Source organism: Rhizobacter sp. P2_G4 (assembly GCF_056403575.1).
Window position 1 is genome coordinate 527,013 of sequence record NZ_JBFUFG010000002.1, and the last position, 21,276, is coordinate 548,288.

Genomic DNA, 21,276 nt, shown 5'->3' on the forward strand with positions numbered 1-21,276 from the left:
GATCGCGTCGCGTACCCAGCCCGGGGCCTGCCGCGGCAAACGCCCAGGAGCGAGCCATGAACACGCCATTGCCTTTGATGACTTCAGCCGTTGCMGCCGCAGGCGCTCGCTGGGTGGCGAAGCGCGCCTCCCGACCGCGCCGCAAAGTAGATTTTGAAGACTCCTTGCTCAAGACGGCCTCTCCCGACGAGGTGAGTTTCCTGTCGCGAGACGGCCGCGCGCGCGTCCAGGCCAGTTTGCTGCCGGCTGAAAATGCCCGTGCGGCGGTGGTGCTCGTGGTCGGCCAGGTGGGTTGCTGGGGCAGCGATGCTCGCGTCGAGAACCGCAGCCTGCACGTGCGAACCCTGGCGCAGGCGCTGCGCGCGCGCGGCATCACGGTGCTGGTGACGCGCCTGCGTGGCCATGGCGAGTCAGAACGCCATGATGTGCTGGGCGCTATCGACTACCTGCTCGCACGAGGCCATGGCTCGGGCAACATCGGTGTGCTCGGGGCCTCCATCGGTGCGTCGGCCGCGTTGCTGGCGGCGGCCGAAGAGCCGGCTGTGCAGGCCGTGGTGGCCGACAGCCCGCGCGTCGAGGCCCATGCCGACGCTGAGCGCCTCGTCGTGCCACCGCCGGTGCTGGCATTCGTGCGCTGGCTGGGCCGCGCCTTGTCGGGTGTGGACCTCGGCCGGCGCCCGGTGCTCGGCAGCCTGCCTGCGTTGCGCGACCGCGCGGTGCTCATCATCCATGGCCAGGGCGACCGGGTCGTGGCGCCTGCGGTGGCGCAGCAACTGGCCAAGGCATGCGGTGCGCGGCTGTGGCTCACGGCCAGCCAGTCGCATGCTGGCACGCTGCACGAGGCGTTGCCGCTTTACATCACCCGGGTGGTCGACTTCTTCAGCCAGCACCTGCTGCCACAGCGCAACGAGCCGCTGCTGGTGCGTGGCGAAAGCGCGCAAGCCGGTCTGGCACCGCTGTGGACTCCCATCACGATGTGATGCGAAGGGGTGATGCGAAAGGGCGATGCGGGCTGCGAGAATGCGCGCATGTCTTCCCATGCATCACCCGAACCGAAAGCCCCCGACCCCACCGTCCAGCTGCGCCCTGCCGAATTGCGGGACGTAGTGCCCATCGTCGGCCTGATCCGCGAACTGGCCGAGTTCGAAAAGCTGACCCACCTGCTGCAGGTCACACCCGAGAAGCTGCGCCCACACCTTTTCGGCGAAAAGGCAGTCGCCGAAGCGATGGTCGCCGAGGTGAATGGCGAAGTGGGGGCCTTCGCGCTGTACTTCACCAACTTCTCGACCTTCCTGGCCCAGCCCGGGCTGTACCTCGAAGACCTCTACGTTCAGCCGGCCCACCGCGGCAAGGGCGTCGGCGAGGCCTTGCTGACGCGGCTCGGCAAGCTGGCCGCAGAGCGCGGCTACGGCCGTTTCGAATGGAGCGTGCTCGACTGGAACGAGAGCGCCATCCGCTTCTATGAGCGCATGGGCGCGACTTTGCTGCCCGATTGGCGCATCTGCCGGGTGACCGGCGACGCGCTGGCCGCTTTCTCCGCGCGCTAGCCTGCGTCTCGGGCCTGCCCGGCGCGCTCTTCCTCGCGCTGGCGCAGCAATTTGCGCTGCACCTTGCCGGTGGTCGTCATCGGCAGTGCGTCGATGAACTCGATCTCCTTCGGGTATTGATACGGCGCCAGCCTTTCGCGCACGTGCTGCTGCAGTTCTTCGACGAGCTGCGGCGTGCCGCTGTGGCCGACGGCCAGCACCACGAAGGCCTTGACCACGGCACCGCGTTCGGCGTCGGGCTGGGGCACCACCGCCGAATTGGCCACCGCCGCGTGCTTCACCAGGCAGTTCTCGATTTCGCTCGGGCCGATGCGGTAGCCGGCTGCCTTGAACACATCGTCGCTGCGGCCCTGGTACCAGAAGTAGCCGTCGGCATCCATCAGCGCGGTGTCGCCGGTGCGGCACCATGAGTCCTCCGGGTCGCCGGTGAACTTTGCGCGCGTGGCCTCGTCGTTGCGCCAGTAGCCCAGGAAGAAGATTGGGTCGGGCTGGCCGTGCGCATCGAGCCGGTGCAGGGCCACGTCGCCGGGCGTTCCGGGCGGGCACTCTTGGCCTTCTTCGTCCAGCACGGCGATGCGGTGGCCGGGGTAGGGGCGGCCCATGCTGCCGGGGCGCGGCGGCCAGCCGATGTGCGGCGCGCCGGTGGTGTCGACGAACATGCCGCAGTTGCCGATCAGGTAGTTGATCTCGGTCTGCCCGAACATCTCGTTGACGACGACACCCAGCTGCTGCCGGCAGTACTCGAACACCGCGTCGCCCACGGCCTCGCCGCCGCTCATGATGGCCCTCAGCTTGAGCGCGTGGCGCTCGCGCGGCGCAGGCACCGTCTTCATCATGGCCTTGAGCGCCGTGGGGAAGAGGAAGGTGTTCGTCACGCCGTAGCGGGCCATCAGCTCGAAGGCCTTGTCGGAGGCAAAGCGGCCCTGGTAGGCCACGATGGGGTGGCCAAAGTAGAGCGTGGGCAGCAGCGCATCCATCAGCCCGCCGGTCCAGGCCCAGTCGGCGGGTGACCAGAACACATCGCCACGCTGAGGAAACCAGTTCTGGCTGCAGACGAAGCCGCTCAGGTTGCCGATCAGCGCGCGGTGCGGCAGCAGCGCACCCTTGGGTGCGCCTGTGGTGCCGCTGGTGTAGATCAGCACGGCGGGGTCGTCTGCGTAGGTCAGCAGCGAGCTGAATTGCGTGGGCTCACGCGCCAGCAGCTGCGGCCAGTCGGCATCGCCTTGGCCCTGCGAGCCACCCACGGCCACGATCGTCTGCAAGTTGGGGCACTCGGCGCGGGCGGCGAGCAGGTTCTCGATGCCGCCTTCGTCCACGATGGCGAGCCGGGCTTCGCTGTTCTGCAGGCGGTAGGCCAGCGCATCCGGGCCGAACAGCATCGACAAGGGCATGGCCACGGCGCCGAGCTGGTAGATGGCCATGTGCGCGACAGCAGTCTCCACCCGCTGCGGCATCACGATCGCCACCCGGTCGCCCTGTTGCACACCCAGGCGCTGCAGCGCATGGCTGAGGCGGTTGGCCTGCGCTTGCAGGCTCGCGTAGCTGCAGCTCAGCGTCTCGCCGTTCTCGTGTTCGTAGTGCACGGCGATGGCATCGGGCGTCTCGCGGGCCCAGCGCGTGCAACACGCCTCGGCGATGTTGAAGTGCTTGGGCACCTTCCAGCGAAAGCCGTTGTAGAGCTGTTCATACGGTGTCTCGGGGCGCTCGTGCATGCGCTTGTCTCCTGGTTTTTGCCGGCCGCGCAAGGGGCGCTGCCGAATGTCGTGTGGCCAACGCGGCCAAGAATAGCCGCCAAACGGTGCCGGGGGGCTTGCGGCACACTGCCGGCTCAGACCAACGCCAACGCCTCGACGAGCATCCACACCATGCAGCATGTTTCCCTCGGCCAAAGCGGCCTGAAAGTGACGTCCATCTGCCTGGGCACCATGACCTTTGGCCAGCAGGTGGGCGAAGAGCTGGCCCATTCGCTGCTCGACCACGCCGTGGCCCGCGGCATCGACTTCATCGACACCGCCGAGATGTATTCGGTGCCCGCGCGGCGCGAGACCTTTGGTGCCACCGAGCGCATCATTGGCAACTGGTTCGCGGCCCGCTCAGGTGTGCGCGACAAGGTGGTGCTGGCCACCAAGGTGGCGGGTCCGTCGCGCAACATGGACTGGGTACGCAACGGCAGCGGCAACCTCACGCCGGCCGACATCGTGCAGGCCTGCGACGACAGCTTGAAGCGCCTGCGCACCGACCGCATTGACCTGTACCAGATTCATTGGCCCAACCGCAATGCACCGGCCTTCGGCGCGCTGTATTTCGACCCGAAGCAGGACAGGGAATACACCTCGATCCGCGAGCAGCTCGAGGCCTTCGCCGGTCTGGTGAAGGCCGGCAAGGTCCGCTACATCGGGTTGTCGAACGAAACGCCCTGGGGTGTCAGCGAGTTCGTGCGCTTGGCCGAGCTGCATGGCCTGCCGCGCGTGGCCACGGTGCAGAACCCCTATGCGCTCATCAACCGCTCGCTCGACAACGGGCTCGATGAAACGCTGTACCGCCTTGGTGTGTCGTTGCTGGCCTATTCGCCGCTGGCGTTCGGCTCGCTGACCGGCAAGTACGACGAATCGGGCTTTGCGGCACCTGAAACCGTCGGCCGGCTGGCGGCCTTCGAGTCGATGCGCAAGCAGCGCTGGGGCCGCGCCGATTCGCTTGCCGCGGCCCGCTTGTACAACGCGCTGGCTCGCAAGCACGGTCTCACGCCAACGCAACTGGCGCTGGCCTTCTGCTACACCTCGTGGCGCGTGACCAGCACCATCATCGGCGTGACGAACCGGCAGCAGCTCGATGAAAACATCGACGCTCTCAGCGTGAAGCTGTCACCCGAAATCCTCGCCGAGATCGACGCCATCCGATGGAAGCACCGCGACCCTGCCCAATGAACTGAACATGGCGAAAAAAGATCACGTCTCCGAAACTCCGGCCACGCAGCTGCTCAAGTCGCACAAGGTGAACTACACCGAGCATGTCTACGACTACGTCGACCACGGGGGCACGACCGAGTCGTCTAAGCAGCTCGGCGTGGACGAGCACCACGTCGTCAAGACGCTGGTGATGGAAGACGAGAACGCCAAGCCGCTGATCGTGCTGATGCACGGCGACAAGCAGGTGAGTACCAAGAACCTGGCGCGGCAGATCGGCACCAAGAGGGTTTCGCCGTGCAAACCCGAAGTGGCGCAGCGCCACAGCGGGTACATGGTCGGTGGCACATCACCGTTCGGCACCAAGAAGGCGATGCCGATCTACGTCGAGCAAAGCGTGCTGGACTTGCCGCTGATCTACATCAACGGCGGGCGGCGCGGCTACCTCGTCGGCATTGCGCCACAGGTACTTTCCACGCTGCTGAACGCCAAGCCCGTTCAGTGTGCGGGTGCAGAATAGCGCCCCGAACACAACTGACTGCGTGATGGAGACCTTCTACCCTGCTGTTGCTGCGCTGGCGGCCTACCTGATCGGCTCGCTGTCGTTCGCGGTGATCATCAGCCGCTTGATGGGCCTGAACGATCCGCGTAGCTATGGGTCGGGCAACCCGGGCGCGACCAACGTGCTGCGTTCGGGCAACAAGGCCGCAGCGATCCTGACGCTGGTGTTCGATGCCTTGAAAGGCTTTGTTCCCGTGCTGCTCGTGCAGCAGTTCGGCGCGCGCTTCGGCCTGCACACCGGCACGGTGGCGCTGGTCGGGCTGGCAGCGTTTCTCGGGCATTTGTGGCCGGTTTTCTTCCGCTTCCAGGGCGGCAAGGGTGTCGCCACGGCGGCCGGTGTGCTGCTTGCGTTCAACCCCTTGCTGGGCCTCGCCACGCTGCTCACCTGGGTGATCATCGCGGTGTTCTTCCGCTACTCGTCGCTTGCGTCCATCGTGTCGGCGGTGTTCGCGCCGTTCTACCAATTGCTGATCTGGGACGGCGGCCCGCTGGCGGCCGCCATCGTCGTGATGTGCCTGCTGCTGATCTGGCGGCACAGCGCCAACATCCAGAAACTGTTTGCCGGCACCGAGAGCAAACTCGGCCAGAAATCCGGTGCCGCGGCACGTGCCAAGGCCCAACCACGAGGAAACAAGACATGACCCATGCGGTGCGGCGATACCACGTCGGCGACCGGCTGTCGGAGATGGCCATTCACCGTGGCACGGTCTACCTGGCCGGCCAGGTGCCCGATGACACCACGCAAGACATTCGTGGTCAGACACGCCAGGTGCTGGCCATGGTCGACAAGCTGCTCGGCGAGGCGCACACCGACAACGCGCATATCGTCATGGCGCAGATCTTCCTCACCGACATGGCAGATTTCGCCGGTATGAACGAGGTCTGGGACGACTGGGTCGCACCCGGCGATGCCCCGCCGCGCGCCACGGTGCAGGCGCAGCTTGCGAACCCCGCGTACAAGATCGAGATCGTCGTGACGGCGGCGTTGAAGGTCTAACCCCCGTACGGCGCCGGGCCGCCCCAAGCCGGACGCGCGCCCATTGGGGGCAGGAGTGAAACGACTGGGGCGCTCTATTCCGCCGTGAGGCCGAGCAGCGCCGGGTCGCCCAAGCCGATCCGACCCAGCAGCGGCATCTCGCCGGTGAGGTCGACGACCGTGGTCGGCTGCATCGGGCAGGCGCCGGCATCGACCACAGCCTGCACTTGGCCCTGGAAGCGTTCGCGGATTTCGTCCGGGTCGTTCATCGGCTCGGTCCCGCCGGGCGGGATCAGCGTCGTCGACAGCAGCGGCTGGCCGAAGATGTCGAGCAACTCCTGCAGCATCTTGTGCGCCGGTACGCGCAGGCCGATCGTGCGGCGCGACGGGTGCGACACGCGTCGCGGCACCTCCTTCGTGGCCTCCAGGATGAAGGTGAACGGTCCCGGCGTGCCCAGCTTCAACAGGCGGTATTGCTTGTTGTCCACGCGGGCGTAGCTCGACAGCTCGGAAAGGTCGCGGCACAGCAGTGTCAGGTGGTGCTTGTCGTCGACGCCGCGAATGCGGCGAAGCTTCTCGGCGGCCGCCTTGTCGTCGAGGTGGCACACCAGCGCATAACTCGAATCGGTGGGCACCGCGGCAATGCCGCCGCCGTGCAGGATCTGCGCGGCCTGTTTGAGCAGCCGCAGCTGCGGGTTGTCGGGGTGGACCTCGATGTACTGCGGCATGGCGTCAGTCTGCCATCAAGGCTGATTCGCTCGGCGCGATGCGTTGCGCCGCAGCGCTCTCACGCAGGTTCAGCCACACCGAGGTGGCACCGCACAGGGCCACCACCGCCATGCCCACGAAGGCCCAGCCGTCCGGCACATGGCCGAATGCCAGCCACCCGGTGAAGCTGGCCGTGGCGAGTTGCAGGTAGGTGAAGGGCATCAGCACCGACATAGGGGCCACGCCGACCGCGAGGATCAGGAATAGATGGCCGGCGGTGCCGGCGACGCCCGCGAGCACCATCAGGCCCCAGACCGACGGCGGCGCGGCCTGCAAGGCCTGCCAGGCATCCGCCGGCTGCGAGGCCAGGCCCACGAGCCCGACGACCACCGTGCCGACCAGCCCGGTGTAGAAGTGCGTGGTCAGCGGGTGGTCGAGGTGCGAGAGGCGCCGCGTGAGCAACTGGAAGCCGGCGTAGACGAGCGCCATCGCGAGCGGAATGAGCGCGACCCAGCCGAAGAGCCCGCTGCCCGGGCGGGTGACGACCAGCGCTCCGATGAAGCCGCCCAGCACCAGCAGTGCTCGCATCAGCGACACATGCTCGTGCAGGAACAGCGCTGCCAGCACGGTCACCAACACCGGGGTCAGCATGCCGATCGACGTGAACTCGGCCACCGGCATGTAGCGGATGCCGAAGAACAGCAGCGCACTGCAGGCGAGCAGCAGGCAGCCGCGCAGCGCCTGGAAGCGCGGATGCTCGGTGCGGAAGAGGTTGATCCCACCGCGCGCCCACCGAACACCCAGCCAGGTCCCCATGATGAGCGCCTGGATCAGGTAGCGGGCGAACAGGCTGACGATCACCGGCAGGGCCTGGCCGAGCAGCTTCGCGCTGGTGTCCAGCGTGGCGAAGCAGCTGACCATCAACAGGATGAGGCCGATGCCCAGCACCGGGCGAGGCTTGGCGCCGCCGGGCAATGACGGCGCCTGGCTCACGGGTGGTGCACCCGTTCGCTCAAGGCTTCCCAGACAGGCGTCAGGTTTTTGGGCAAGGCCGGCAGGGTGCCGAGGTCGACGTGGCTTTCGTCGGGGCTGTGGAAGTCCGAGCCGCGTGAGGCGAGCAGGCCGAACTCAAGCGCCGTGTCGGCGTACTTGGCGTAGTCGGCCGTGGTGTGGCTGCCGGTGACGACCTCGACACCGCGCCCGCCATGCGTCTTGAATTCGCTGAACAGTGCGTACTCTTCGTTCGGTGTGAACTTGTAGCGGCCCGGGTGCGCGATCACCGCCATGCCCCCGGCCTGCGTGATCCAGCGCACCGCGTCGCCGAGTGTGGCCCAGCGGTGGGGCACAAAACCTGGCTTGCCCTCGACCAAGAATTTGCGAAACACCTCCGAGGTGTCGTTGCACACGCCTGTCTCCACCAGGTGGCGGGCGAAGTGGGTGCGCGAGATCAGCTCGGGGTTGCCCACGTACTGGAGCGCACCTTCGTACGCGCCGGTGATGCCGACCTTTTCCAGCCCGGCGGCCATGTCGCGCGCGCGCTCTTCTCGGCCGCCACGGGTGGCGTGCAGGCCGGCCTTGAGGGCGGCGTCATCGGGGTCAAAGCCCAGGCCGACGATGTGAACCGTCGTGCCTGCAAAGGTGATGGAGATCTCGGTGCCGGTGAGGTAGGACAGGCCTTGCGCCAGCGCCGCGGCACGTGCGCGGTGCTGGCCGCCGATCTCGTCGTGATCGGTCAGCGCCCACAGATCGACCCCGTTGGCGCGGGCTCGCGCGGCCAGGGCTTCGGGTTCCAGTGTGCCGTCGGAAACGACGGAATGGCAGTGCAGATCGGCGTTGAGAGTGCTCACGCCTCGATTGTAGGCAGCCGGCCTTGCCGCAGATGGCGGCAAGGCGACACCACGGCAATGCCTATTGCTCGACGCGAATCAACTTGCCGCTGTCGGTCAGCAGATAGAGCCAGCCGTCCGGCCCCTGGCGCACGCAGCGGATGCGTTCACCGAGGTCAGCGAACAGGCGCTCGCGGCTGCTCACGGTGTTGCCGTCCAACGTCAGCCGCCACAGCGCCATTCCCGCAAGTGCGCCAACGAAGAGGTTGCCTGTCCAGCCCGTCAGCTTGTCGCCGGTGTAGAAGGTGATGCCGCTGGGTGCGATTGATGACTTAGCGGTCCCTGCCGTCCAGGCCGAGCCGTCGATCTTTTCCCAGTAAGTCACGGGTTGTTCCATGCCCGCCTTGGCGGTGCCTTCGCCGAACTGCGTCGTGGTGCCGTACTGCTGCCCCCAGCTGATCACCGGCCAGCCGTAATTCTTGCCGGCGCGCGCGATGTTGATCTCGTCACCGCCTTGCGGGCCGTGTTCTGCTTCCCAGAGTTCACCAGTGGTCGGGTGCAAGGCAGCGCCCTGCGGGTTGCGGTGGCCGTAGCTCCACAGGTTGGGTTTAGAACCGGCGCCGAAGTCGGGGTTGAGTTCGAGTGTGCCGTCAGGCACATTGCCGTCGCGTTTGATGCGCACGACCTTGCCGAGGTGGGTTGTGAGGTCTTGGGCGGGTGAGCCCTTGTCACGCTCACCAAGCGTGATGAACATCGTCTTGTCACCGCGGAACACGATACGCGAGCCGAAGTGGTTGCCTCCATCGACCTTGGGAAGTTGCTGGAAGATGCGCGTGAATTCGAGCAGCTGCCCGCTCGCCACGTCGAGCCGTGCCTTGCCAACGGCCGTGCCTGCCAAGCCGCCGCTGCCGCTTTCCGAGTACGAGAAGTAGACCCAGTTCGACGTCGAGTTCATCGTCGTGAAATCGGGGTCGAGCGCAACGTCGAGCAGGCCGCCCTGGCCGGTCGATACCACCGTCGGCACGCCAGCGAGGCCGCCGGACTTTGTCTTGCCGTCGGCGCTCAAGATCACCATGCTGCCGGCCCGCTGGGTGACGAGCATGCGGCCGTCGGGCAGGAAGGCAAGGCCCCATGGGCCCTCAAGCGTGCTGTTGAGCACCGTGGTCTTGATGGATGGCGCTGGCGCCGGAGCCGGCGGTGGGGGCGCGGGTGGCGGCGAGCCGCCGCTGCTGCCGCCACTCGGAGGCGGCGCAGACCCGGGAGGCGGCACGGGTGACGGTGTCGGGCTGTCAGATCCCCCGCATGCCGCGAGCGGCAACGCAGCCGTTGCGGCCCACAGGCTGCCGAGGCGAACGAGGCTTTCTCGTCGCTTCAGGTCAGGTGACTTGTCGTCGGGCGGTGTTGCGCTCATGGTCTTTGTCCTCGGTAATTTCCAAGAGTAGACCAGCTTCGCATAGCTTGCATGCAACCGGATGCAACCCATCACGATGGCACTGGCATTGCCCTCAGCGCACCGCCTCCACGATCATTTGCAGCCGTTGCTGGCCGTTGTATTCATCCACCCGGAGTTGGTACGCGATCGTCACCTTGCTGCCCACTGGTTCGCTGTGGCCGAACCAGATGGCGTCACGCACGGTGCCGGCGTGGCGCACCGCGAGCTTCAAATGTTTCTCGCCGACGAGACGCTGCGAGATCACTTCCACTTCGTCGCTGAACACCGGGGCCTCGAAAGCCTGGCCCCAGACCTGAGCGTCGAGCGAACGCACGGTCTCGAGGTTGAAATACTCGGCCGGCAACGGCCCGTCGCTCATCAGCGTGCGCGACAGCGTGGCGGCATCGAGCCATTCGGCCGCCACTTTCTGGAAGGCAGTGTCGAAGGTGTCGAAATCTTCTTCGGCCAGCGTGCAACCGGCCGCCATTGCATGGCCGCCGAATTTCTTCAACACGCCGGGGTGACGCTTGCTCACGAGGTCGAGTGCGTCGCGCAGATGAAAGCCGAGGATCGAACGGCCGGAGCCCTTGAGAAAACCGTCCTGCCCGAGCGCGAAGACAAAGGTGGGCCGATGCACACGGTCTTTGAGCCGCGAGGCCACGATGCCGACCACGCCCTCGTGGAACTCGGGGTCGTAGATGGCTAGAGCGGTGGGCGATTCACCCTCGGGCATCAGCGACTCGAGCATCGCTTCGGCCTGCTCACGCATGCCGCTCTCGACATCCCGGCGTTCGCGGTTGATGCCATCGAGCATCTGCGCCAGTTCGCTTGCGCGCACCGGGTCGTCGGTCATCAGGCATTCGATGCCGAGCGACATGTCGGACAGGCGCCCCGCCGCGTTGATGCGCGGGCCGAGTGCAAAGCCGAAATCGAAGCCCGTCGCGCGGCGCGCATCGCGCCCGGCAGCGACGAACAAGGCCGCGATCCCCGGCTGCATCTTGCCCGCGCGAATGCGTTTCAGGCCTTGCGCCACCAGGCGGCGGTTGTTGGCGTCGAGCCGCACGACGTCGGCCACCGTGCCCAGCGCCACCAGGTCGAGCAGGGTGTCGAGGCGCGGCTGGTTTTCCAGGGTGAACACGCCACGCTCGCGCAGCTCACTGCGCAAGGCCAGCAGCACATAGAACATCACGCCCACCCCTGCGAGGTGCTTGCTCGAGAAGCCGCAGGCCGGCTGGTTCGGGTTGACGATCACCGTGGCGTCGGGCAGCACGATCACGTCGTCTTCTTTCGCCGGCAGGTGGTGGTCGGTCACCACCACGGCCAGGCCCAGCGCACGTGCATGCGCCACGCCGGCGAGGCTCGCGATGCCGTTGTCGACCGTGAGCAGCACGTCGGGCTTCTTCTGCATGGCCAAGTCGACGATGGCCGGCGTGAGGCCGTAGCCATGCACCGCGCGATCGGGCACCACGTGGTGCAGGGTGTCGGGCCGCGCGCCGAGCAGCTTGAGGCCGCGCAGTGCCACGGCGCATGCGGTGGCGCCGTCGCAGTCGTAGTCGGCCACCACGCACAGGCGCTTTCCTTGAGCGATCGCGTCTGCGAGAAAGCGCGCTGCGGCTTGCGTACCGTGCAGGTCAGTGGGCGGCAATAGCCGGGCGAGCCCGTCATCGAGTTCGTCGATGTCACGCACGCCACGTGCCGCAAACAAGCGCGCGAGCAGCGGGTGCACGCCGCCTTGTTCCAGCGCCCACACCGTGCGGGGCGGTACCTCTCTCAACTTGATCTGCGGCTCGCTCACAGCGCCTCCAGTACCGGCACCACGGGCGGTGGCGACAAACGGTTGCTCATGCGAGACCACAGGCCTTTTGCTTGCTGCTCGAAACGCCGAGCCAGGCGTTCTCCACACAAGGTCAACGTGACGGGTTGGCCCTGCTGCGAGTGCTTCAACGCTTGAGCCACTTCGTTGGCATCGAGCGCTTGCCAGGCCTCGGCCCAGGCCGGCCAGTTTGAACTCACCAATGGTGCGCGCAGATGGGTTGCATGGACCAGATCGTCGATCGAGCGAGAGGCTTGTGCGCGCCCGCAACCGCTGAGCCAGAACGAGTTCACCGGCAGCGCGCCCTCGGCTATGCGCTCATCGTTCAACGGCTGTTGGTAGAGCAGCATCTGCACTTCGTTCTGCAGACGGCGAATCAGGCGCGCCTGCGGCGTGGTGGGCAGCCACAGGTCGATGTTGCGTCCGATCACGCGGTCGATGGACGCGCAAGGCAGGCCATCGAGCGAATCGTGCGCTGCGTACCAACGGGTCGGTGCGCCCCAGGCCATCACCCAGCCTTCGCTTTCGAACAGCGGCTTCACGATGTCGAACAGAGCCTGCGATTCCTCTGCGCTCAGGTGCAAGTTGTGCGGGTCGGGCAGGGTGACGTGGTCGGCAGCGACGTGCCAGTGAACGGGTGTGAGCTGGCCCCAGGCGCGCGTTCCGATGTCGATGCCGTCTTGCGCTGCGTTGTGTGCGGCCCAGGGGAGGGCGCCGTCTTCGGCTTGCCAGCCCAGTGTGATGGCGAGGGCGCGTTCGTGGGGCGGGGTGAGGCTGTATTCGTCGGTGCCGATGGTGGTTGTGGGGCTGAGACGGGAGAGGAGATGGGTCAGGTTGGGGAGCTTGAGGGTGCGCAATGTTTGCGTGCCTTGCTCGGAGAGGGCTGAGGCGAAGGGGATCAGCAGGTGCATTTCTTGATTATCGGTTGCTGGTTTTTTGTGCCCGCTTTGCGTGGATGCTTCTTCACTGGCGTGAGGCTGTTGCCGGGTATTCGGCCCGGCGGCCGAGTAACTTTCATTTGTCGCGCCAAATGAAAGTCACCAAAGCAAAGGCGCCGAACACCAGCCGACTTGTCACAGCTGCGTGGCTGCAGGACGCGACTTGTCACCTGAGGACAGATCCGTCCCACGGCACACCTGTTCAACGTACCCCACCACTCGGCTCGCTGCGCATCGCCACGACGCATGATGCGCAGCGAGCTGGGACAGGGAATGTCTGCGAAGCAAACGACCGCATTGCTCTTCGGGCCCCGTGGGTGGCGTCGAGGAGCGCAGGGGTTTGGGGCCGCGTGCGCAGCACGCTTCGTCAACTGACTTCGCGCGGCTGTCTGAGCGCAGCGGCCACAGGCCGCGTAGCGAGTTCGGCGCGAGGCCCCAACGCACGAGCACCGCAGAGCAGTCCGGCCCTGGCCGGACCACCCCCGTCGGGGTCGCCTTTGGTGTGCGCATAACTTGGCTTCGCCAAGTGAGCGCACCCCCGCTTCGCGACCTTTGCCTTCTTTCTTTGGCGAAGCAAAGAAAGAAGGCCGCCCGCCGGGGCGACATCCCGGCTACGGCCTCACGCAGTGAACAGAAGCCCCATGCGAATGCAGGCACCAAAAAAGAAAACGACACCAAACCTTCACACCCCCGCCACGCCCTCGTCACACCTCACCCTGACCATGCAACTCCATGCAAAGAGACGCCACCTTCCTTCGCGCATGGACCGACGCCGCATCACCGCCGGCAGACGATGACACGCTGAAGGAAAGCAAGCGGCATTACCGCAGCCTGTGGATATCCGATCTGCACCTGGGTACCCCAGGATGCCAAGCCGGCGCGCTGCTGGACTTCCTGAAGCACACCGAGTGCGAGCACCTGTTCCTGGTCGGTGACATCATCGATGGCTGGCAGCTGCGCCGCAGCTGGTACTGGCCGCAGTCGCACAACGACGTGGTGCAGAAGCTGCTGCGCAAGGCGCGCAAGGGCACGCGGGTGATCTTCGTGCCGGGCAACCACGATGAATTTGCGCGGCGTTATCTCGGCAATAACTTCGGTGGCATCGATGTGGTCGAGGACTGGATGCACCAGACCGCCGATGGCCGCAAGCTGTGGATCACCCACGGCGACTACTTCGACGGCGTGATCCAGTGCGCCAAGTGGCTGGCGCATGTGGGCGACTCGCTGTACGAGTTCACGCTCAAGCTGAACCGCCACCTCAATTCGCTGCGGGCCCGCATGGGCCTGCCTTACTGGAGCTTGTCGAAGTACCTCAAGCTCAAGGTCAAGCGGGCCGTGAACTTCATCGGCGACTTCGAGGCGGCTGTTGCCAAGGAGGCACGCCGCCGCGGTGCCCAGGGCGTCGTCTGCGGCCACATCCACCACGCCGAGCTGCGCGAGATCGACGGCATCGTCTACGCCAACGATGGCGACTGGGTCGAGAGCCTCACCGCGCTGGCAGAGCATGCCGATGGGCGGCTCGAAATTCTTGATTGGGCCGCGCACATGCGCGACCGGCGATCGGTCGTTCCCCACGCCAGCGAGGTACCCGCATGAAGATCGCCTTAGTCACCGACGCCTGGACGCCGCAGGTCAACGGCGTGGTCACCACGCTGGTCGAGCTGCACCAGGGCCTGCTCGGCCACGGGCACGAGGTGGTGTTGATCGAACCGTCGGGCTTCAAGCGCTTCCCATGCCCCGGTTACCGCGAGATCGAACTCGCGTGGCGGCCTGCCCGCAAGGTGGCCGAGATGCTGGAGGCCGCGCAGCCCGATGCCGTGCACATCGCGACCGAAGGGCCGATGGGCTCGGCGGCGCGCGCGTTCTGCATTCGCCGAGGCTGGGCTTTCACCACCGCGTTCCACACGCGGTTTCCCGACATCCTGGCGCGGGCACTCCACATTCCGGAAAGCTGGGGCTACGCCTGGTTCCGGCGCTTTCATGCCAAGTCCAGCGGCATCATGGTGCCGAGTTCGGGCATGCACGGCATCTTGCAAGGCTATGGGTTCGAGCCACTGCGGCAGTGGTCGCACGGTGTCGACCTGAGCCTGTTCCAACCTGTGCCGGATGCCGATCTGGGTTTGCCGCGGCCGGTCTTCCTTTATGTGGGCCGGGTGAGCTATGAGAAGAACCTCGACGCTTTCCTGAAGCTCGACCTGCCCGGCTCCAAGCTGGTTTACGGAGTCGGCCCGCTGCAGCCACGGCTGCAACGCGAATACCCTGATGTGCATTGGCGTGGCGTGGTGCCGCGCGCCGAGCTGGTCCATATCTACAGCGCAGCCGATGTATTCGTGTTTCCGGGCCGCTCGGAAACCTTCGGCCTGGTGATGCTGGAAGCCATGGCCTGCGGCACGCCGGTCGCTGCCTACCCCGTACCCGGCCCGCTCGATGTGGTCGACCCGAAGCACGATGGCGACGACGGTGGCGTTTTGCACGACGATCTGCGCACCGCGGCGCTGAAGGCGCTGGACATTCCACGTGGCGCTGCACGCAGGCGCGCCTTGCAGTTCGATTGGGCAGAAGTCTGCCGCGAGTTCATCGAGCATCTGGTCCCGGCCCGTCACACAGAAGCAGCGACCGTCACACAACCGTCGCAAAAGCTTCATAAACTGGTTTCATGACCCCGGCTACCCGCAATCCAGCGCTCCTCAACCGCGAAAGCTCTATCCTGGAGTTCAACCGCCGTGTGCTTGCACAAGCCCGGCGAGACGACGTGCCGCTGCTCGAGCGCCTGCGCTACATCTGCATCGTCTCGTCGAACATGGACGAGTTTTTCGAGGTACGGTTTGCCGACTACATCGAAGCGGCTCGCAAACCCGGTGCCGGTGTGTCGAACCGCGACCTCGAGCGAGTGGCCGCCGAAGCCCACACGCTGATCGACGACCAGTACCGCGCGTTCAACGACGACGTGATGCCGGCGTTGAAGCGCGCCGGCATCCACATCCTCAACCACTCCGACCGCAACGAAGCGCAGCGCCGCTGGGTCGATCAGTTCTTTCAGCGGCAGGTGCGGCCGCTGCTGGTGCCGGTGGGGCTCGACCCGTCGCACCCGTTCCCGCAGGTGGCCAACAAGTCGCTCAACTTCATCGTGCGGCTCGGGGGCAAGGATGCCTTCGGCCGCGAGAACATCATCGCCATCGTCAAGGTGCCGCGCGTTTTGCCGCGCGTGATGCGCCTGCCCGACGAGCTGGTGGAAGGCGCCGAGAAGGGCGTGCAGGCCTTCGTGCTGCTCACCAGCGTGATCCGTGCTCACCTGAACGAGCTTTTCCCAGGGCGCGAGGTCGAGGCCTTCTCGCAATTCCGCCTGACGCGCGACTCCGATCTGGACGTGGACCAGGAAGACGTCGTCAACCTCCGCCAGGCCCTGCGCTCGGGGCTGACCACGCGGCACTTCGGCCAAGCCATCCGCCTCGAGGTGGTCAACACCTGCCCGCCCGAGTTGTCTGAGTTTCTGCTGACGCAGTTCGCCTTGCCCAAGGCGGCGCTCTACACAGTCAACGGACCGGTGAACCTGGTGCGGCTGAATGCGCTGATCGACGGGGCCGATGCGCCGCAGCTGCGCTTCGAGCCACACGTCGCTCCGTGGCCGGCTGGCCTGTCGCCCGACGCCTCGATCTTCGAGCGCCTGCGTGCGGGCGACGTGCTGATGCACCACCCGTATGAATCCTTCGAGCCGGTGGTGCAGTTCCTGCGTGAGGCGGTGGAAGACACCGATGTGCTGGCCATCAAGCAGACCATCTACCGCACGGGCAGCGAATCGCCATTGATGGACCTGCTGATCGAGGCCGCGCGCCGCGGCAAGGAAGTGATGGCCGTCGTGGAGCTGAAGGCGCGCTTCGACGAAGAGGCCAACATCAACTGGGCCGAGCGCCTGGAGGCGGTGGGTGCGCAGGTGGTCTACGGCATCGTGGGCCTGAAGACGCACGCCAAGCTGCTGCTGGTGACACGCCGCGAAGGCGGCCGGTTGCGCCGCTACGGCCACCTGTCGACCGGCAACTACAACCCCAAGACTGCGCGGCTCTATACCGACGTGGGCTACCTCACGGCCGACCCCGACCTGACCTCGGACGCCGACGCCGTGTTCCAGCAGCTCGCCAGTCTCGGCAAGACGCGGCCGCTGCGCCAGCTGCTGCAGGCGCCGTTCACGCTGCACAAGCAGATGCTGAAGCACATCGAGCTGGTGGCGCAGGCGGCGCGAGAAGGCAAGCCGGCGCGCATCGTCGCGAAGATCAATGCGCTGACCGACGTTCCGCTGATCGATGCGTTGATCACTGCCGGCCAGGCCGGAGCGGACATCGACCTGATCGTGCGTGGCGCGTGCATGTTGCCGCCGGGCATTGCCGGTTTGACCGACCGCATCCGCGTACGTTCGGTGGTGGGACGCTTGCTGGAACATTCGCGGGTGCTGTATTTCCGGTGGGGATTGACGGATGCGGAAGAAGCGTTGTTCCTGTCCAGTGCAGACTGGATGGGCCGCAATATGTTCAGCCGCATCGAGGTGGCCTGGCCGGTGCGCGATGCGGTGCTGCGCCAACGCGTGATCGACGAGTGCCTGGTGCCTTATCTGCACGACCGACAGGACTCGTGGGAACTGAACGCCGACGGCAGCTACCGGCGCTTGGGCACCGACGGCCCGAGTGCGCAACAAGCGCTGATGCAGCGCTACATCTGAAAAGATCACGATGGACCTCATCCTCTGGCGCCACGCAGAAGCCCATGTGCAACGCGAAGGGCAGACCGACCTCGAGCGCGCGCTGACAGCCAAGGGCGAACGACAGGCGCAGCGCATGGCCGAATGGCTGAACCATCGCCTGGCGCATTCCACGCGCATCCTGGTGAGCCCGGCACTGCGCACCCAGCAGACGGCCAAGGCGCTGGATAGGCATTTCAAGACTGTTCAGTTGCTCGCGCCCGAAGCGTCGGCCACGGCCTTGCTGAGCGTGGTGCGATGGCCCGAGGCCAACGAGCCGGTGTTGGTCGTCGGCCACCAGCCCACGCTGGGCCAGGTGGCGGCCTTGCTGCTGGGCGAGGTGGCGCAGACCTGGGTGATCAAGAAGGGCGCGGTGTGGTGGCTGCGCAGCCGTGAGCGCGAGAGCGGCAACCAGGTGGTCGTGCAGGCAGTTCAGTCTCCCGACTGCCTCTAGCGCCTCAAGGTGCCGCTCAGTTCGTCAGCTGAAGGCGCAGCACGCCGCTGCGCTCCCACGCGGCCACTTCTTCGTTCAGCAGAAACAGCGTGCGCGGGTGCGAGTCGGCCCATTCCTGCGAGAACGACAGCTGGGCCACGTTGCCCTTGCGCTGCAGGCGCAGTGCGTTGGGGTTGACCTCGCCGCGCGCGTGGCACTTGATGATGGCCAGGCGCAATGAGAGCGCTTGCCAGGCGAAGCCATCTTGCGCGAGCTGCGATTCGACCTTGCGCAGACCACCGCGCTGCGCAAGCACCAGGTCGGCCAAGCGGCGCTGCTGCGACTGCGAGAACCCGGCCGCATCCACGTTGCTCAGCAGGTAGGCGCTGTGGCGGTGGTGGTCGTGGTGCGACACCATCATGCCGATCTCGTGCACCGCCGCAGCCCAGCCTAACTCGCGGGCGAGCGTGCGGTCGGCAGCGGGGACGGCGCCGGCGTACAGCGCGTCGGCCACGGCGGCCACGTTCCGCGCCTGTGCCACGTCGACCTCGAAGCGACGCTGCAGTTCGGCCACCGAGTCGTCGCGCACGTCGTGGCTCTCGCCGCTTTGGGCTGCTGCGTTCAGGCGCTCGTCCAGGTCGAAGATCACGCCCTGGCGCAAGGCGCCGCGAGCCGGCTGCAATGTCTCGATGCCGAAGTGCGTGGCCAGCGTATAGAGGATGGCGAGGCCGCCGCCGATCACGGCGCGCCTGTCTTCCTTCAGGCCGGGCAGGTTGAGCTTGTCGAGGCGGCCGGCGCGCAGACATTGGTCCATGCACCAGCGCAAGCCGTCGGGGGTGATGACGCCATCGGTGATGCCATTCGCGGCGAGCAAGTGAGATACCGCCCCCGCCGTGCCCGAGGAGCCGAGCGCCTCGCGCCAGTGTCGTGCGGCAAACGGCGCCAGTGCTTCTTCAAGCTCAGCACCGGCCGCCACTTGCGCGGCGCGAAAAGCGTTGTCGGTGAAGCGGCCGTCGCTGAAGTAGCGCATCGACAGGCTGACGCTGCCTACTTGGAACGACTCGGCGCGCAGCGGCGTGCGCCCCTGGCCGAGGATCATCTCGGTCGAGCGGCCGCCGATGTCGATGACCAGCCGTCGCTCGTCGGACGGCTGCAGGCGTGCCACTCCGGCGAAGATGAGACGTGCTTCTTCACGGCCCGAGATCACCTCGATGGGGTAGCCGAGCGCCGCTTGGGCGCGCGCGAGAAAGGCGTTGCGATTCTGTGCTTCGCGCAAGGTCTGCGTGGCCACAGCACGCACCTGCACGGCGGCATAACCGTCGAGACGCTGCGCGAAGCGGCGCAGGCAGGCGAGGCCACGCTGCATGGCGTCTTCGGTCAGCTGGCCCTGGGCGTCGAGACCGGCGCCCAGGCGCACAGTCTCCTTCAGGTAGTCGATTCGCTTGTAGCGGCCTGGGCTCAGCTGGCCGATTTCGAGGCGGAAGCTGTTGGAGCCCATGTCGATCGCGGCCAGGTGATCGGGCCAGCGGAGGTTGTCGGGCAAGGATCTGGGCAAATTCATCGCGCCGATTGTCCGGGCTTTTCGTGACCGCCTTGACGTGCAAAGGGTCAGTGCAAGAAAACTTCGTGCTTCCTAGAATGCGCTGCTTCTTGCACCCCGCTCACTTGGAGACTCCCACATGCTTCGCAAAGACCTGGACAGCCTGACCCCGACTCGCGACTTCAGTCGCCGCGATTTCGTTCAGACCGCCGTGGGCAGCGGGTTCGCCGCCGCCGTGCTGCCGGTGAGCGCGCAGACCATCAAGACCGACACGAGCGGCCTCACCGCCGGCCCGGTGACGATCTCTGTGGGCGACTTCAAGATGCCGGCTTATCGCTCGGCGCCCGAAGGCAAGACCAATCTGCCGGTGATCCTGGTCGTGTCCGAGATATTCGGTGTGCACGAACACATTGCCGACGTCACGCGGCGCTTTGCCAAGCTCGGCTACATGGCGATCGCACCCGAGCTGTTCGTGCGCCAAGGCGACGCCAAGGCGCCTACGGAAATCGCCAAGCTCATGTCCGACATCATCTCCAAGGTGCCCGACGAGCAGGTGATGGCCGACCTCGACGCCACTGTGGCGTGGGCCAAGGCGAATGGCGGCGACACCTCGCGTCTGGGCATCACCGGCTTCTGCTGGGGCGGGCGCATCACCTGGCTTTACGACGCGCACAACCCGGCCGTGAAGGCCGGCGTGGCTTGGTATGGCCGGCTGGTCGGCAACAGCACGCCGCTCACGCCGGCCAACCCGATCGACCTGACCGGCAGGCTCGCCGGTCCGGTGCTCGGCCTGTACGGCGGCGCCGACAGCGGCATCCCGGTCGACACGATTGATAAGATGAAAACCGCCTTGAGCACCGGCAGCGCAGCGGCCAAGAAGTCTGAGTTCGTCGTCTACCCCGACACGCCGCATGCCTTCAACGCCGACTACCGGCCCAGCTACCGCAAGGAAGCGGCTGACGACGGATGGAAGCGTGCAGTCGCCTGGTTCAAGGCCAACGGCGTGGCCTGAGCACACGCCGCTGATTCGACAAGCCGCGCGTGCTGCGCGGCTTTTTTGTGGCTGTGCGTTGTGGCTTTGGATTCATGACTTTTCTCTACATCGTCATCGCGACCTTGGCCGGCGGCCTGCTGTCGGTGCTGATCGCGGCGAGCCTGACCGTGAGGGTGCTCGGCCGCGTGGTGCACCACCTGGTCAGCCTGTCGGCCGGCGTGCTCTTGTCGACGGCCTTGCTCAACGTGCTGCCCGAGGCATTCGAGAGCAAGACGGCCAGCCCGCAAGCCTTGTTCGCGACGCTGCTCGGCGGCTTGATGTTCTTCTTCCTGCTCGAGAAGGCCGAGCTCTACCGCCACACCCACCACCACGAAGGCGACGGGCACCACCATCACCACCACTTCGACCAGCAGCAGGCTGGCCGCGGCGGCTGGAGCGTGCTGATGGGCGACAGCATCCACAACTTCTGCGACGGCATCATCATCGCGGCCGCATTCCTGACCGACACGCGGCTGGGCATCGTGACCTCGCTGGCCATCATTGCGCACGAGATACCGCAAGAGGTCGGCGACTACATCGTGCTGCTGAACGCTGGGCTCTCGCGCAGCAAGGCGCTGTTGTACAACGCCATCTCGGGGCTGTCGTCCGTGGTGGGCGGCGTGATCGGCTATTTCGTCGTCGGGCCGTGGGAGCAGCTCTTCCCGTACCTGCTGGTTATCGCATCCAGCAGCTTCATCTACGTGGCGGTGGCCGACCTCATTCCGCAGTTGCAGCACCGCCTGTCATTGAAGGACACGCTGGCCCAACTCGCCTGGCTGGCGGTGGGCATGGTGATCATCGTTGGGGTTGTGCAGGTAGTGCACGGCCACTAAAACA

Annotated in this window: 20 protein-coding genes; 12 read left to right on the plus strand and 8 right to left on the minus strand. The window is 66.2% G+C overall.

The window, feature by feature from the left end; all coding sequences use genetic code 11:
* Nucleotides 1-164: 164 nt before the first annotated feature.
* Nucleotides 165-980 (plus strand): alpha/beta hydrolase, encoded by an 816-nt coding sequence (locus AC1DYS_RS08885; protein ID WP_477898118.1) that lies wholly within the window; start codon nt 165-167, stop codon nt 978-980.
* A 48-nt stretch (nt 981-1,028) separates the two neighbouring features.
* Nucleotides 1,029-1,547 (plus strand): GNAT family N-acetyltransferase, encoded by a 519-nt coding sequence (locus AC1DYS_RS08890; protein ID WP_477898120.1) that lies wholly within the window; start codon nt 1,029-1,031, stop codon nt 1,545-1,547.
* On the opposite strand, the gene AC1DYS_RS08895 is transcribed toward AC1DYS_RS08890, so the two are convergent.
* On the minus strand, nt 1,544-3,259 hold the full coding sequence (locus AC1DYS_RS08895; RefSeq protein ID WP_477898122.1) for an acetate--CoA ligase: 1,716 nt from the start codon (nt 3,257-3,259) through the stop codon (nt 1,544-1,546). The two genes, AC1DYS_RS08890 and AC1DYS_RS08895, sit on opposite strands and share 4 nt — an antisense overlap.
* 153 nt (nt 3,260-3,412) lie before the next feature.
* Between AC1DYS_RS08895 and AC1DYS_RS08900 the strand changes: the two genes are divergently transcribed.
* From AC1DYS_RS08900 to AC1DYS_RS08915, 4 genes are read left to right on the plus strand one after another with little or no spacing between them, the layout of a single operon-like run.
* Entirely contained in the window at nt 3,413-4,471 is a 1,059-nt protein-coding gene (locus AC1DYS_RS08900) for an aldo/keto reductase (RefSeq protein ID WP_477898124.1), read from the plus strand.
* A 7-nt stretch (nt 4,472-4,478) separates the two neighbouring features.
* Nucleotides 4,479-4,970, plus strand: a complete 492-nt coding sequence (ybaK, locus tag AC1DYS_RS08905; protein ID WP_477898126.1) for a Cys-tRNA(Pro) deacylase — start codon at nt 4,479-4,481, stop codon at nt 4,968-4,970.
* Between the two features lie 25 nt (nt 4,971-4,995).
* Nucleotides 4,996-5,652 carry a glycerol-3-phosphate 1-O-acyltransferase PlsY gene (plsY, locus tag AC1DYS_RS08910; protein ID WP_477898128.1) on the plus strand — a complete coding sequence of 219 codons (657 nt, stop codon included), beginning with the start codon at nt 4,996-4,998 and terminating at the stop codon, nt 5,650-5,652.
* Nucleotides 5,649-6,008 carry a RidA family protein gene (locus tag AC1DYS_RS08915; protein ID WP_477898130.1) on the plus strand — a complete coding sequence of 120 codons (360 nt, stop codon included), beginning with the start codon at nt 5,649-5,651 and terminating at the stop codon, nt 6,006-6,008. Before plsY ends, AC1DYS_RS08915 begins: the two co-directional genes overlap by 4 nt.
* A gap of 74 nt (nt 6,009-6,082) precedes the next feature.
* Here AC1DYS_RS08915 and AC1DYS_RS08920 read toward each other — a convergent pair whose 3' ends face one another.
* The 6 genes from AC1DYS_RS08920 to AC1DYS_RS08945 all read right to left on the minus strand — a co-directional run bounded on the left by AC1DYS_RS08920 (nt 6,083) and on the right by AC1DYS_RS08945 (nt 12,677).
* Nucleotides 6,083-6,715, minus strand: a complete 633-nt coding sequence (locus AC1DYS_RS08920; RefSeq protein ID WP_477898132.1) for an L-threonylcarbamoyladenylate synthase — start codon at nt 6,713-6,715, stop codon at nt 6,083-6,085.
* Nucleotides 6,716-6,719: 4 nt separating this feature from the next.
* Entirely contained in the window at nt 6,720-7,688 is a 969-nt protein-coding gene (locus AC1DYS_RS08925) for a DMT family transporter (protein ID WP_477898134.1), read from the minus strand.
* Nucleotides 7,685-8,542: a 3',5'-nucleoside bisphosphate phosphatase gene (locus tag AC1DYS_RS08930; protein WP_477898136.1), complete on the minus strand. Its 858-nt coding sequence runs from the start codon at nt 8,540-8,542 to the stop codon at nt 7,685-7,687. The genes AC1DYS_RS08925 and AC1DYS_RS08930 overlap by 4 nt, the downstream gene beginning before the upstream one ends.
* A 61-nt stretch (nt 8,543-8,603) precedes the next feature.
* Nucleotides 8,604-9,932, minus strand: a complete 1,329-nt coding sequence (locus AC1DYS_RS08935; RefSeq protein WP_477898138.1) for a PQQ-dependent sugar dehydrogenase — start codon at nt 9,930-9,932, stop codon at nt 8,604-8,606.
* Nucleotides 9,933-10,026: 94 nt separating this feature from the next.
* Nucleotides 10,027-11,748, minus strand: coding sequence for a single-stranded-DNA-specific exonuclease RecJ (recJ, locus tag AC1DYS_RS08940; RefSeq protein ID WP_477898140.1), 1,722 nt, complete (start codon nt 11,746-11,748; stop codon nt 10,027-10,029).
* A complete protein-coding gene (locus AC1DYS_RS08945) occupies nt 11,745-12,677 on the minus strand; it encodes a hypothetical protein (protein WP_477898142.1) in 933 nt (310 codons plus the stop codon). The genes recJ and AC1DYS_RS08945 overlap by 4 nt, the downstream gene beginning before the upstream one ends.
* Nucleotides 12,678-13,436: 759 nt before the next feature.
* Here AC1DYS_RS08945 and AC1DYS_RS08950 point away from each other — a divergent pair.
* Genes AC1DYS_RS08950 through sixA form a run of 4 tightly spaced genes read left to right on the plus strand, consistent with a single transcriptional unit; the run spans nt 13,437 to nt 17,887 of the window.
* Complete coding sequence (locus AC1DYS_RS08950) at nt 13,437-14,300, plus strand: UDP-2,3-diacylglucosamine diphosphatase (RefSeq protein ID WP_477898143.1); 864 nt, start codon at nt 13,437-13,439, stop codon at nt 14,298-14,300.
* On the plus strand, nt 14,297-15,364 hold the full coding sequence (locus AC1DYS_RS08955) for a glycosyltransferase family 4 protein (RefSeq protein ID WP_477898144.1): 1,068 nt from the start codon (nt 14,297-14,299) through the stop codon (nt 15,362-15,364). Before AC1DYS_RS08950 ends, AC1DYS_RS08955 begins: the two co-directional genes overlap by 4 nt.
* The gene (gene ppk1, locus AC1DYS_RS08960; RefSeq protein ID WP_477898146.1) at nt 15,361-17,415 is read left to right on the plus strand and encodes a polyphosphate kinase 1; all 2,055 of its coding nucleotides are present in this window, start codon (nt 15,361-15,363) and stop codon (nt 17,413-17,415) included. The genes AC1DYS_RS08955 and ppk1 overlap by 4 nt, the downstream gene beginning before the upstream one ends.
* Before the next feature lie 10 nt (nt 17,416-17,425).
* A complete protein-coding gene (gene sixA / locus AC1DYS_RS08965; RefSeq protein WP_047483992.1) occupies nt 17,426-17,887 on the plus strand; it encodes a phosphohistidine phosphatase SixA in 462 nt (153 codons plus the stop codon).
* A gap of 16 nt (nt 17,888-17,903) precedes the next feature.
* Here the strand turns inward: sixA and ppx are convergent, their stop codons facing one another.
* Nucleotides 17,904-19,427 carry an exopolyphosphatase gene (ppx, locus tag AC1DYS_RS08970; protein ID WP_477898148.1) on the minus strand — a complete coding sequence of 508 codons (1,524 nt, stop codon included), beginning with the start codon at nt 19,425-19,427 and terminating at the stop codon, nt 17,904-17,906.
* A gap of 118 nt (nt 19,428-19,545) precedes the next feature.
* Here ppx and AC1DYS_RS08975 point away from each other — a divergent pair, with 118 nt between their 5' ends.
* Together AC1DYS_RS08975 and AC1DYS_RS08980 are read left to right on the plus strand one after the other, a co-directional pair.
* Complete coding sequence (locus tag AC1DYS_RS08975) at nt 19,546-20,418, plus strand: dienelactone hydrolase family protein (protein WP_477898150.1); 873 nt, start codon at nt 19,546-19,548, stop codon at nt 20,416-20,418.
* 74 nt (nt 20,419-20,492) lie between these two features.
* The gene (locus tag AC1DYS_RS08980; protein ID WP_477898152.1) at nt 20,493-21,272 is read left to right on the plus strand and encodes a ZIP family metal transporter; all 780 of its coding nucleotides are present in this window, start codon (nt 20,493-20,495) and stop codon (nt 21,270-21,272) included.
* Nucleotides 21,273-21,276: the final 4 nt, after the last annotated feature.